Here is a 13,037-nt window from a genome sequence, read left to right as displayed (position 1 = left end):
AGAATTGTGGAGGGCTTGTTTCCTGTATATACGGGAGGCAGGTCTTCTTTCATTTTTTCCGAATATTTTTTAAAAAATATAGATGACGCTTAGGGCTTGGTTTGCTTTTGTGGTACAATGGAAATCAGAAAGTAGAAGAAGCGAGGTAGAAGATGACTGCAACCCTATTTTTTGTGACAGAATGTCCAGATACAGCTCCGTTTGTGGCTGGTTTAAAAGAATTGTCCTTCGACTATGAAGCTGTTGAGATTACGGCTAATTTGGCTAATTTTAAGCGTTTTATCCGTTTGCGAGATCAGCATCCAGCTTTTCAGCAAGCAAAAGAAAATGGTTATGTGGGAATGCCAGCGTTGCAAATTGGAGAAGAGGTCTTTTTAGATCTTTCTGAGGTCAAAGACTTTTTGGGTCATTCATCATGAGATAAAAAGGAAAGAGGGCTAAGATGAAAGCGATTATTACAGTTGTTGGGAAAGATAGAACCGGTATTGTAGCGGGAGTTTCTGCTAAGATTGCGGAATTAGGATTGAATATTGATGATATTTCACAAACCGTTTTAGATGAATTTTTCACGATGATGGCAGTTGTTTCAAGCGATGATAAAAAAGATTTTGCGGTCTTACGTCAGGAATTTGACGCCTTTGGTGAGAGCTTGAATGTTAAAATTAACATTCAAAGCGCCGCCATTTTTGAAGCCATGTATAACATCTAAGAGGTAGCGGAATGGATATTAGACAAGTAACTGAAACCATTGCTATGATTGAGGAGCAGAATTTCGATATTCGGACCATCACGATGGGAATTTCGCTTCTGGATTGTATTGATACGGACATCGACCGTGCAGCTGAGAAGATTTACGAAAAAATTACGACCAAGGCACGTGATTTGGTCGCGGTCGGTGATGAGATTGCAGCGGAATTAGGGATTCCTATTGTCAATAAACGGGTGAGTGTGACACCCATTGCTCTGGTTGGAGCAGCGACAGATGCGACGGATTATCTTCCCCTAGCCAAAGCGCTAGACCGAGCAGCCAAGGAAATCGGGGTTGATTTTATTGGTGGATTTTCTGCCTTAGTGCAAAAAGGTTATCAAAAAGGGGATGAAATCTTAATCAACTCCATTCCTCGTGCTTTAGCTGAAACAGACAAGGTCTGCTCGTCTGTCAATATCGGTTCAACCAAGACAGGAATCAATATGACAGCTGTCCGTGATATGGGACGGATTATCAAGGAAACAGCGACTTTGTCTGAAATGGGAGCTGCAAAATTAGTTGTTTTTGCGAATGCAGTAGAAGATAATCCCTTCATGGCTGGAGCCTTTCATGGAGTTGGCGAAGCTGATGTGGTCATCAATGTTGGCGTATCAGGTCCTGGGTAGTTAAGCGTGCTTTAGAAAAAGTTCGTGGAGAGAGCTTTGATGTTGTGGCTGAGACAGTTAAAAAGACAGCCTTTAAGATTACCCGTATTGGTCAGTTGGTCGGTCAAATGGCGAGTGAACGTCTGGGTGTGAAGTTTGGGATTGTGGATTTAAGTCTTGCTCCAACCCCTGCTGTTGGTGATTCGGTAGCCCGTGTTTTAGAAGAAATGGGTCTTGAAACGGTTGGAACGCATGGGACGACAGCAGCGCTTGCTCTCCTCAATGACCAAGTGAAAAAGGGCGGTGTGATGGCCTGTAATCAAGTTGGTGGCCTGTCTGGTGCCTTTATTCCTGTTTCTGAAGATGAGGGGATGATTGCAGCTGTTCAATCTGGTTCGCTGAATTTGGAAAAATTAGAAGCGATGACAGCCATTTGTTCAGTTGGATTAGATATGATTGCCATTCCAGAAGAAACACCTGCAGAGACCATTGCTGCCATGATTGCGGATGAAGCAGCAATTGGAGTAATCAATCAGAAAACAACTGCTGTACGGATTATTCCAAAAGGCAAAGAAGGGGACCTGATTGAATTTGGTGGCCTATTAGGAACGGCTCCTGTTATGAAAGTCAATCAAGCTTCATCTGCTGATTTTATTGCGCGTGGTGGACAAATTCCAGCACCAATCCATAGCTTTAAAAATTAGAGAATAGGAAACGATTGTCTTAGACAGTCGTTTTTTGATATAATAGGATGAGGAAGACAAGGAGGAACAACAATGGCAGAAACTAGATTATATATTGCGCGCCATGGTAAGACCATGTTTAATACTATTGGTCGGGTGCAAGGCTGGTGTGATACTCCCTTGACGACAATAGGCGAAACGGGTATTCGCGAATTAGGTCTTGGTTTGAAGGAAGCTGGTTTGGAATTTAAGGTTGCCGTATCCAGTGATTTAGGTCGGACAGTTCAGACGATTACCATTGCTCAAAGAGAATTGGGCATTCTTGGTAAGATTCCTTACTATCAAGATAAACGTATTCGTGAATGGTGTTTTGGGAGCTTTGAAGGGATGTATGATGCAGAATTGTTTAGTGGTGTATTGCCACGCATTAGCGGAGTTGTCGATGCCAATACGATGACTTTCGAAGAAATTGCCAATGGGGTACATGAAGCTGACTCGGCCAATTGGTCTGAACCTTGGGAAGTGTTAAAAGAGCGCATTTTTAATGGCTTTGAACGTATTGCTAAAGACCTTGAAAAACAAGGTGGGGGAAATGCCTTGGTTGTTAGTCACGGTATGACGATTGCAACCTTGGTGAATCTACTAGAACCAGAACGTCCAACCAATCTAGCACTAGATAATGGTTCGATAACTGTTTTGAGATACGAAAATGGACAATTTAGCATAGAAGCAGTAGGAGATATGTCGTATCGCCAGACTGGCGCTGAGTTGCTCAAACGACATATGTAAAGAAAAAGAGTAGATTGGCACGTTAGTTCAGAATATGAGAGTGGGGAGCTCGGTTTCTAAGAAATCACGATTGAGTCCCACTTTTTTATTTTTCCTTGACAATTACATCGAGATGCGATATACTTCGTGTATCGAAGTACGATATATCGAACTACAAGGGGTAATAAAATGGAAGAAAAAATCAGACGGGTCTATCTTCCAATGACGGAAACAGCATTTTATATTTTATTTGCCTTACAGGAAGAGCGGCATGGTTATGAGATCACCCAAAAGACCAAGGAATTAACGAGTGGACAAGTTGTGATTAGCCCAGGAACTATGTATGGTACTCTTTCTAAGATGGAAAAAGACGGTCTGATTGCCTTTGTCCGCGAGGAAGAAAAGCGTAAGATCTATCTGATAACGAAGTTAGGACGAGAGGTTTTGGGCATTGAATTAGCTAGGATTGAGCGCCTTTATCGAAATAGCCGAGGTGTGAGATATGAAACAGCAGAGATTTAAGGCTTTTCAGCTGAATCAAATGGAAGAGTATTTAGGTCAGATGCACCTAGCAGGTCAGGCTTTACAGCAGGTATCGTCTTGGAGTGGGAAGATGGAATTTGTAGCCTGCCCTTCTGAAGAAATGCACTATCAGATTGATGTGTATCAGCCTAGTAAGAAAGAAACTGGTTTTTTTCCAGAATACGATACCCATTATCTGAGTTTCTTTCAAGATGCAGGCTGGGAAATGGTCTGTGGTGTGTCACCCTATGTTATCTGGTGCAAGCCTGTAGCTGCGGTAGGCACTCCAGATGAAGCGCTCCTCTACAATGATCGTAGTAGCATATATTTATCAAAAGAAAATTGTGACGAATCGGATTTTATCCACTGCAATTTTGCCTTGGATTGCGCTAGCTAATAGCTCGATTTGGCGCATTGCGGAGTGGAAATGGCAGCAGTTTGCCTGGAATTGCATGATGTTGCTTATCTGGCTCAGTTTAGTAGCCTATCAACTGTGGACATTGCATCGCTTGAAAAAGGAGCTGTAAGATGAAAAAAGAATGGAAGTTGTTCTTCATTACAGATTTTGAAAAGGAAGAAGAGTACTTAACCGACATGCACCGTAAGGGTTGGAAGTTAAAAGAAGTACGCTTCTTCTGTCTATTCATTTTTGAGAAATGCCAACCGGAAGAAGTGGTCTATCGTCTTGATTTCAAGCCGAGATTGGGAGAGGATCAGGAAGTCTATTACCAAATGTATGAGGACTATGGCTGGGAGAATCTCGGAACTTGTAATAATTTTGTCTATTTTCGCAAACCTGTGACAGTAGGTGAAGAAGTAACTATTTATAGCGACCGTCAAAGCAAACTTGACATGATTGGACAAATCTTCAAGTGGCGATTTTTGGCTCTCGTTCTAATCGGACTAGCTGTCTTTGGGCAGGCATTTTATCCGCGAGATGTGGATGCTTGGTCCTTGTGGATGTGGAGAGTTTTGTCTCTTGCCTACCTTTTTGTCTTTTTCTATTGCGGGATTGGTTTTTACAAATTGAGAAAACGTTACGCTGAAAGGGGATTAAAATGAAAAAACAGTGTCCGAAAGTGGCAATTGCAGCCATACCTATTTTATGTATTAATTTTTTCCTCAATCTGCCTCGTTTACAGTTTGAGCAGTTGACTGTTTCTAAAATCGTGACGGATACGATTGTCCTGATTCACCCTGTTTTGATAGGGATTATCCTGTATCGCTTCTGGAAATGGAAGAACACAGAACAGGACTAGACAGGTAATTGGTTAACTATGGCGCGTCTAGGTCTTCAGACTGATTTTTAGCACTCTTACAAAAAGAGTGCTAATTTTTTGGTTTTCTACCTTGACTTTAAGAATAATCGGTGTATAATAGAATCATGAGTTAGCACTCGAAAGGATAGAGTGCTAATGCTGGAATTCCGAATGGAGGTGAGGTTTTGGTAACAGAACGCCAACATGAAATTCTAAATTTGATCGTTGAAATCTTTACGAAAACGCACGAGCCAGTCGGATCGAAAGCTCTCCAAGACAGTATTGCCTCAAGTAGTGCGACCATTCGAAATGATATGGCGGCGTTGGAGAAAAAAGGCTTGCTTGAAAAAGCTCATACCTCGAGCGGTCGGATGCCTAGTGTAGAAGGTTTCAAATACTTTGTGGAGCATTCCCTAACGTTTGATAGTCTAGCTGAAGAAGATATGTATCAGGTTGTCAGGAGTTTCGATCAAGAATTTTTCCGACTGGATGATATTTTGCAGACAGCAGCGACCATCTTGTCGGATTTAACGTCCTGTACGGTGGCGGTGCTTGATGTTGAGCCTAGTCAGCAGAAACTCACAGCGTTTGACATCGTCATTCTCAGTCAGCATGCAGCTTTGGCTGTGATGACCTTAGATGAGTCAAAAACGCTGACCAGACAATTTGCCATTCCTAAGAATTTTCTCCGTGAAGATTTAAGGGAAGTCAGGAATCTGGTCTTAGAACGATTGCTGGGGAAAACGGTACTAGATATTCATTACAAACTCAGGACCGAAATTCCGCAGATTATCCAACGGCATTTTGTCACGACAGATAATGTCTTGCATCTATTTGAACACATTTTCTCGGATCTTTTTACCGAGAATGTGGTGACGGCTGGAAAGATTCGCTTGCTTGATTTTGCGGATATTGGGGCTTACCAGTTCTTTGAATTTCCGCAACAAGTAGCTCTTGAAATGCGAAGCAATCTAGCTGAAGATGAAATGCAGAGTGTCAAGGTGGCAGACAGTCGAGAACCATCGCTTGCTCATCTGACCGTAGTGACAACTAAGTTTCTCATCCCTTATCGTGGCTTTGGGATCTTAGCCGTCATCGGTCCAATCAATGTGGATTACAACCGCATGATGAGCCTTATCAATCTCGTGAACCGAGTTCTCGTGCCGTAGCTGAAATGCAAAAATATTCAACGCCGTAGCAGCGAAGAACGTCAAACCTTGCAACGCTATCGCAGTCAGGATTTGGCTAAGGCAATTTTGCCGTCGCTTGATAACCTCGAACGTGCGTTAGCCGTAGAAGGACTAACAGATGATGTAAAAAAAGGTCTTGAAATGGTTCAAGAAAGCCTAATTCAAGCGCTAAAGGATGAAGGGATTGAAGAAGTAGCAGTGGACGGGGCATTTGACCCTAACTTCCACATGGCTATCCAAACCATGCCAGCAGATGACGAACATCCAGCTGATACGATTGCACAAGTCTTCCAAAAAGGCTATAAACTGCATGAAAGGGTGCTTCGCCCTGCTATGGTGGTCGTGTACAACTAGTCTGCTATTTTCCTTTTACTCGTCGTTAAGTCGCATCGGCATACCTCAGTATAGCCGTCAGCGCCTTGCCTAGATTAAAAGAAAACTATCTAGCCTAGTTGGTGTATACCGCATTGCCTAGGTCTAAAACAAATGACAGGCTAGTTATGGCTGGGTAAAAAATAGAGTTATTCTGGACCGAGATGTCCGTAAACTATTTGTAAATTGATAACTAAAGTAAATTAGAAAAAATAAACATTAGGAAAGGAATGGAACCCGAACGGAAAGCTCGGAATTTAGATAAATCGCCTCGTGTGCCAGCACACATCGTTGATTTCCTAAAATTCTTGTCGCATTCTCGGCGTTCTTGGTATCTTATATTATGTCTAAAATTATTGGTATTGACTTAGGAACTACAAACTCTGCAGTCGCTGTTCTTGAAGGAACAGAAAGTAAAATCATTGCAAACCCAGAAGGAAATCGTACAACGCCATCTGTTGTATCATTCAAAAATGGTGAAATCATCGTTGGTGATGCAGCAAAACGCCAAGCTGTAACAAATCCAGATACGATTATCTCTATCAAATCAAAAATGGGAACTACTGAAAAAGTTGCTGCAAACGGCAAAGAATACACACCACAAGAAATCTCTGCGATGATTCTTCAATACTTGAAAGGCTATGCAGAAGAATACCTTGGTGAAAAAGTAACCAAAGCAGTTATTACAGTTCCAGCTTACTTCAACGACGCACAACGTCAAGCAACAAAAGATGCTGGTAAAATTGCAGGTCTTGAAGTAGAACGTATCGTTAACGAACCAACAGCAGCGGCTCTTGCTTACGGTCTTGACAAGACAGACAAAGAAGAAAAAATCTTGGTATTTGACCTTGGTGGAGGAACATTTGACGTTTCAATCCTTGAGTTAGGTGACGGTGTCTTTGATGTTCTTGCGACTGCTGGGGATAACAAACTTGGTGGAGATGACTTTGACCAAAAAATCATCGACCACATGGTTACAGAGTTCAAGAAAGAAAACGGCATTGACTTGTCAGCAGATAAAATGGCTGTGCAACGTTTGAAAGATGCGGCTGAAAAAGCTAAGAAAGACCTTTCAGGTGTCACTTCAACTCAAATCAGCTTGCCATTTATCACCGCAGGAGAAGCAGGACCTCTACACTTGGAAATGACGCTTACTCGTGCGAAATTCGATGATTTGACACGTGACCTTGTAGAACGCACAAAAGAGCCAGTTCGCCGTGCTTTGTCTGACGCAGGACTTTCTATTTCAGAAATTGACGAGGTTATCCTTGTCGGTGGTTCAACTCGTATTCCAGCGGTTGTTGAAGCGGTGAAAGCTGAAACTGGTAAAGAGCCAAACAAATCTGTAAACCCAGACGAAGTTGTCGCTATGGGTGCTGCAATTCAAGGTGGGGTTATCTCTGGTGATGTCAAAGACGTTGTTCTTCTTGACGTAACACCATTGTCACTTGGTATCGAAACAATGGGGGGTGTCTTTACAAAACTCATTGACCGCAACACAACCATTCCAACTTCTAAATCACAAGTCTTCTCAACGGCAGCAGACAATCAACCAGCGGTAGATATTCACGTTCTTCAAGGTGAGCGTCCAATGGCAGCGGATAACAAGACACTTGGTCGTTTCCAATTGACAGATATTCCAGCTGCACCTCGTGGTATCCCTCAAATCGAAGTAACCTTTGATATTGACAAAAACGGTATCGTATCTGTTAAGGCTAAAGACCTTGGAACTCAAAAAGAGCAAACCATCGTTATTCAATCAAATTCAGGTTTGACAGATGAAGAAATTGACCGCATGATGAAAGATGCAGAAGCAAACGCAGAAGCAGATAAAAAACGTAAAGAAGAAGTTGACCTTCGTAATGAAGTTGACCAGGCAATCTTTGCGACTGAAAAAACAATCAAAGAAACAGAAGGCAAAGGTTTTGACGCAGAACGTGATGCGGCTCAAGCAGCTCTTGACGAATTGAAAGCCGCTCAAGAAGCGAATAACTTGGACGACATGAAGGCGAAATTGGAAAACTTGAATGAAAAAGCCCAAGGCCTAGCTGTTAAGATGTACGAACAAGCTGCCGCTGCCCAACAAGCAGCAGGGGGCGCAGAAGCAGCAACCAACCCAGGCCAAGCAGGCGATGACGTAGTAGACGGAGAGTTTACGGAAAAGTAGGATACGAGGACGTGTAAAAAGCGACAGGAAAATAGGAGATATGACGCAGGAGCGATGCTTCTAAGAGTATCTATCTTTTTCCTGAGCTTTTAGTCCGAGTTCAACTAATCGGAACTCAATTCAGCTAATGTGATTTGAAAAGAGCAGGTCTATGTATAACAAATGAAAACAAGTATCGCGAGATACACATAGCAAGGAGCTAGGGAGGATTTCTTGGCTCCTGCTTTTCTAGTAGGAAATGGCAAGAGTGCTTGTGTTTAAAGCCTTGATATAGGCTAAAAAGCTAGTGAAAAAGATAAATCGTCTCGCAAATCAGGAGTTTCTGACGATTTCTTATTTTCATTTTGCTCAATCTACATTTTTAATAGAAAGGAATACAAGTGTTCTGAATTGAACACGGGCTACGGACGGTGCCAAAAAGAGACATAGCTGTTCCAGCATAGCTGGCTTACAGATATGGCTACCTTTAGGTATAGATTTTCCTAGGACGTAAAGGTCCGTTGTCAAATCTTCTATTTTGACTTTGTCCATTTAACGCCCTTAGTATCTTAACAGAAAGGAAATGAACCCGCCCTAACGTCTGTGTCAAAAAGACAAATGTTTCCTAGACGCAAGCGTCTTCGTCACATTTGCTATTTTGACTTTGCCGTTTACGGGCTTGGTATCTTAAATGAATAATACAGAATTTTACGATCGTCTGGGGGTGTCAAAGGATGCGTCTCAGGATGAAATCAAAAAGGCTTATCGGAAAATGTCCAAGAAGTACCATCCAGATATCAACAAAGAATCTGGTGCGGAGCAAAAATACAAGGACATTCAAGAGGCTTATGAAACGCTTAGTGATGCCCAAAAACGTGCTAGCTATGATCAATTTGGGGCTGCTGGTGCCCAAGGTGGTTTCGGAGGCGGAGGCTTTAGTGGCTTTGACGGTGCCGGTTTTGGAGGATTTGAAGATATTTTCTCTAGCTTCTTTGGAGGTGGTGGAGCAAGCCGTAATCCAAATGCGCCGCGTCAAGGAGACGATCTTCAATACCGGATCCATTTGAAATTTGAAGAAGCGATTTTTGGGGCAGAAAAAGAAGTTAGCTACAATCGTGAGGCGACCTGCCGAACTTGTACAGGTTCTGGTGCAAAGCCAGGCACCAGTCCGGTCACTTGTGGTCGTTGTCATGGTGCTGGAGTTATTAACGTTGATACCCAAACGCCGCTTGGTATGATGCGCCGCCAGGTAACCTGTGATGTCTGTCATGGTCGTGGAAAAGAAATCAAAGATCCCTGTCATACGTGTCACGGTACAGGTCACGAAAAGCAGGCTCATACAGTTACTGTAAAGGTTCCAGCTGGCGTGGAAACAGGACAGAAAATTCGTCTTGCAGGTCAAGGAGAAGCAGGCTTTAATGGAGGCCCTTACGGTGATCTCTTTGTTGTCATTCAAGTCCAGTCTTCAGACAAGTTTGAGCGTGATGGTACGACCATTCACTATAAATTAAATCTAAACTTTGTTCAGGCTGCATTGGGGGATACGGTACATGTACCGACAGTCCATGGAGATGTCGATTTGGTGATTCCTGAGGGCACGCAAACGGGCAAGAAATTCCGCTTAAAAGGAAAAGGGGCACCGAGTCTGCGTGGAGGTGTTGTTGGTGATCAATACGTGACTGTCAATATCGTCACGCCAACTAATCTCAATGAAAAGCAAAAAGCAGCTTTGAAAGAATTTGCGGTAGCAGGAAATATCTCTGTTCATCCACAGAAAAAAGGATTTTTTGATAAGGTCAAGGACGCCTTTGATGATTTATAAAAAACGAATTTGAGATATGATGCAGGGAGTGGGACTCAATCGTGATTTCGTAGAAATCGATTTTGTCGTTCCACCCCCGCAAGGTTGACTAGGTTTTTAGAATGTTGATTTATCAACGTTTTACAAACCAGACAACTACGGCGCTAAACTGTTAAATCTACAAAAATAATGAGGTCAGGGACTTTTGTTCCAACCTCTTTTTTGTTCGGACGAGGGGAGTTAGTTACAATAATGTAAATACGGGCATTTTATTAAGCGAGAGAGGTGTAAGTATCAAATTAAGGAATACATTGATTGGTGCAACTGCGACAAATCACAAGCAACATAAAAAGGCAGAACCACCTATAAACATATGGTTTTATGCCTAGTAAACGCCTATTTTACGAGAAAAAACTTTAAACTAGATAAAGTATATTTTCGTTTTAATTCTATAGATTTACTTTTCTTTATTGCTAAGAAAGCAAGTAGACTTAAGCCGATATTCCAAATAAGTAAGATTTTAATAGAAGTATCGCTAATTGAAAATTCTGAATCGGTGAAAAAGTTCGTGTAGGCTCCCATGAAGCTGCAATCTACAACCTTTTTTAAGCTATCTTTTATGCCTGAAAACATTGGTAATAATGCTACAATAAACGTGATCGGTAATCCATTGATTTGGGCTTGTGATTGAGTAGCTGACAGCAATCCGATACACATGTTCAGCAACATCACTGCTACAGAAGTTAACAATATGACTACGGAATACGTTACATACAACCCGTCCATATTTGATTCTGTTAAAATGGGAAACACAATCATAGTAACAATTGTAACAATAATGGGAGGGATAAGGACAGATGACATTTAATTATTGAAATGTCAAATGAAACATGTCTTTATGTTTTTCTTATACCATGATAACGCCTAAAAATCAGTCTTTGTAGTGGTTTGGTAAAGGGACACATCTAAGGGATTATAGCCTATTCCTCTTTTCTAAAATTTTTATATAACAATGTATATAAAGTCGTAGCACTTATAATATTAATAAAGATAAAGAATCCGATTATTTTATTTATATCATCAATTTGTAGGACATTCTGTTGCAGCCCCTTTTTAAACGTCATAAGTAACAAAGATTCACTAACCATTAAAAAGATAAAAACTATACTAAAAGAGATTTTTTTTCATTTTGTATAACCGCTTTCCTTTGTTTACTAGTCATTGTATAATAAAATTATGAATAAAGCAAAAAGGAGTTGGTCTTATGTTAAATCGAAAAAAAGTATACTCAGTTATAGCCTTGGCAATGATAACAACTACTTGTTTCCTTCCCTCTGTTATAGCTTATGCAAATGAAATTGGCGATTCTTCTGAGATAATAGCTTTATCTCAAGAAGAACTGACTAGCTTAAAATCCCAAATGGCAAATGTAAACTTTAACATAATTAGTGATCAGATATTAGAAATTCAATATCCTGACGGACATGCCGAACTATTAGAACAACGCCCCGATGGAAGTTATCTTAATGGAGAATTTTTTAGTGAATATACTCATCTAGAACATGGTTCGGGTTTTCGCTATAACCCTAATGTTTGGAATTACGTTCAAACAGTACGAGGAAATGTATTATAGGATGACTTTAGAAATACAATGATAAATTGGGAGATAGGAGGAATACTTGGTCGTATAGGAGCTGCTTTAGGTGGATCTTGGGGGGCGGTTATTGGATTTTCTTTCAGTGCTATTCAAGCTTATAGCAGCTGGCTACAAAGTCAATCACCATATCCATACTATATTACGACAACTTATATTCATGTAGCACAAAGAAAATGGAAATTTGTAACTGAATGGTGCAAAAATTCAGATTATACCGGTTACGTAGAAACCAAAACTTCTTATTTGGATTTCTAGAAATTTAACCTCAACATACTAATTATAATTATCCATAAAAAACGAACAAGACAGAATTCTGAGGGCAGAAAACTAGTTTTGTTCGCTTTTTATATTTAAGTATCCGATTCTTTTTATGTCCCCTATTTGTCAAATTAAGTTAGACACTTTAACATAACTCAGAAAAACTTGGAGGGGAGTTTGGTAGTTTAATGACTTGCGAGGAATGTTGTTTCTTTTATCAGCGATAGCTGATAACACTTCTTGGGAAATCTCATTGAAGTCTGTCTGCTTCGGAAGTCCGTGTCTTCGTAGTAGGCCATTTGAGTGTTCATTGAGTATCATTAGTGTAACCACGACAAATCATAGTCAACATAAAAAGGCAGAACCACCTATAAACATATGATTTCATGCCTTGTAAACGCCTATTTTACGAGAAAATCTTATGTTTTTTTTATTGTGCACTCATATTGTAAATTCAAGGATAGAAAAATTATTTTAGGTAACGTTACCATTGCTTGGCCGTTCTCTATCCGAGCCAATTGTCGTATGGTTAACTCTGATTCGTCATCACAAATATCTATTTGCGTAAGACCTTTGTTTAGTCGTGCCGAACGGATTCTTTTTCCGATTTCAATCTTAATATCACTCATTATTAAGGCTTCTCCTGTATTTAGTATATTTTTCATTATACCAAAATTTTAACGTGTAGGAATTATTGTAGATGCAACTTAAACGTTTTTAAACATATAGTGGATTGAGAACTGAACACGGACTAAGAGCTGTGTAAAAAAGAGACGCAGATGTTCCAGCTTTAGCTGGTTACAGTTGAGGCTCCCTTTAGGGATAGATTTCCTTGTGTTCATCGAACACATCGTCAATCTCCTATCTTACCGTAGCTGTTACGAGCCTGCTCGTTCTACAGATACGGATGCCCTATGGGTATACTTTGCTCTTGACGTCCTTTGTATCTTATGAAGGAATAGGATAAGGCAAGGAGCTGCAGATAGAACTAGGCATTAATTGAGGATTACTCCATAATCCCTATTTCC

General features: G+C 40.8%; 13 protein-coding genes and 3 pseudogenes. 14 read left to right on the top strand and 2 right to left on the bottom strand.

All coding sequences use genetic code 11. The annotated features are described in order from the left end of the window. Positions 1-152: 152 nt before the first annotated feature. From A4H00_RS02165 to A4H00_RS02095, 14 genes and pseudogenes are all read left to right on the top strand, one after another. Positions 153-419: a hypothetical protein gene (locus A4H00_RS02165; protein ID WP_067086748.1), complete on the top strand. Its 267-nt coding sequence runs from the start codon at positions 153-155 to the stop codon at positions 417-419. A gap of 23 nt (positions 420-442) precedes the next feature. Beyond that, positions 443-709: an ACT domain-containing protein gene (locus A4H00_RS02160; RefSeq protein ID WP_067086745.1), complete on the top strand. Its 267-nt coding sequence runs from the start codon at positions 443-445 to the stop codon at positions 707-709. Between the two features lie 11 nt (positions 710-720). After that, positions 721-2,057: pseudogene (locus tag A4H00_RS02155) on the top strand (PFL family protein). Positions 2,058-2,129: 72 nt separating this feature from the next. Next, positions 2,130-2,825, top strand: coding sequence for a histidine phosphatase family protein (locus tag A4H00_RS02150; RefSeq protein ID WP_067086742.1), 696 nt, complete (start codon positions 2,130-2,132; stop codon positions 2,823-2,825). A 168-nt stretch (positions 2,826-2,993) separates the two neighbouring features. Beyond that, on the top strand, positions 2,994-3,326 hold the full coding sequence (locus tag A4H00_RS02145) for a PadR family transcriptional regulator (protein ID WP_067086740.1): 333 nt from the start codon (positions 2,994-2,996) through the stop codon (positions 3,324-3,326). Further along, positions 3,307-3,723 (top strand): DUF2812 domain-containing protein, encoded by a 417-nt coding sequence (locus A4H00_RS02140; RefSeq protein ID WP_067086737.1) that lies wholly within the window; start codon positions 3,307-3,309, stop codon positions 3,721-3,723. The genes A4H00_RS02145 and A4H00_RS02140 overlap by 20 nt, the downstream gene beginning before the upstream one ends. Positions 3,724-3,854: 131 nt before the next feature. Beyond that, on the top strand, positions 3,855-4,388 hold the full coding sequence (locus A4H00_RS02135) for a DUF2812 domain-containing protein (RefSeq protein ID WP_067086734.1): 534 nt from the start codon (positions 3,855-3,857) through the stop codon (positions 4,386-4,388). Next, positions 4,385-4,585, top strand: a complete 201-nt coding sequence (locus tag A4H00_RS02130) for a hypothetical protein (protein WP_067086731.1) — start codon at positions 4,385-4,387, stop codon at positions 4,583-4,585. The genes A4H00_RS02135 and A4H00_RS02130 overlap by 4 nt, the downstream gene beginning before the upstream one ends. A gap of 185 nt (positions 4,586-4,770) precedes the next feature. Beyond that, on the top strand, positions 4,771-5,754 hold the full coding sequence (gene hrcA / locus A4H00_RS02125) for a heat-inducible transcriptional repressor HrcA (protein ID WP_067086728.1): 984 nt from the start codon (positions 4,771-4,773) through the stop codon (positions 5,752-5,754). Beyond that, positions 5,745-6,129, top strand: a pseudogene (gene grpE, locus A4H00_RS02120) (nucleotide exchange factor GrpE); the annotation flags it as partial. The gene hrcA and the pseudogene grpE, both read left to right, overlap by 10 nt. Before the next feature lie 361 nt (positions 6,130-6,490). After that, positions 6,491-8,314 carry a molecular chaperone DnaK gene (dnaK, locus tag A4H00_RS02115; protein ID WP_067086726.1) on the top strand — a complete coding sequence of 608 codons (1,824 nt, stop codon included), beginning with the start codon at positions 6,491-6,493 and terminating at the stop codon, positions 8,312-8,314. 670 nt (positions 8,315-8,984) lie between these two features. Continuing rightward, a complete protein-coding gene (dnaJ, locus tag A4H00_RS02110; RefSeq protein ID WP_067086723.1) occupies positions 8,985-10,115 on the top strand; it encodes a molecular chaperone DnaJ in 1,131 nt (376 codons plus the stop codon). Positions 10,116-11,358: 1,243 nt separating this feature from the next. After that, entirely contained in the window at positions 11,359-11,727 is a 369-nt protein-coding gene (locus A4H00_RS02100; RefSeq protein ID WP_067086718.1) for a hypothetical protein, read from the top strand. Positions 11,728-11,745: 18 nt separating this feature from the next. Continuing rightward, entirely contained in the window at positions 11,746-12,006 is a 261-nt protein-coding gene (locus A4H00_RS02095; RefSeq protein ID WP_067086715.1) for a hypothetical protein, read from the top strand. Between the two features lie 129 nt (positions 12,007-12,135). On the opposite strand, the pseudogene A4H00_RS11375 reads toward A4H00_RS02095, so the two are convergent. Together A4H00_RS11375 and A4H00_RS02090 are read right to left on the bottom strand one after the other, a co-directional pair. Next, a pseudogene (locus A4H00_RS11375) lies at positions 12,136-12,324 on the bottom strand (IS30 family transposase); the annotation flags it as partial. A gap of 104 nt (positions 12,325-12,428) precedes the next feature. After that, positions 12,429-12,638, bottom strand: a complete 210-nt coding sequence (locus A4H00_RS02090; protein WP_067086713.1) for a helix-turn-helix domain-containing protein — start codon at positions 12,636-12,638, stop codon at positions 12,429-12,431. Positions 12,639-13,037: the final 399 nt, after the last annotated feature.

Origin of the sequence: Streptococcus marmotae (assembly GCF_001623565.1) — a bacterium.
GTDB classification, from domain to species: Bacteria; Bacillota; Bacilli; order Lactobacillales; family Streptococcaceae; genus Streptococcus; species Streptococcus marmotae.
Note: the sequence above shows the minus strand (reverse complement) of the source record. Positions and strands in the feature narration are given on the sequence as shown.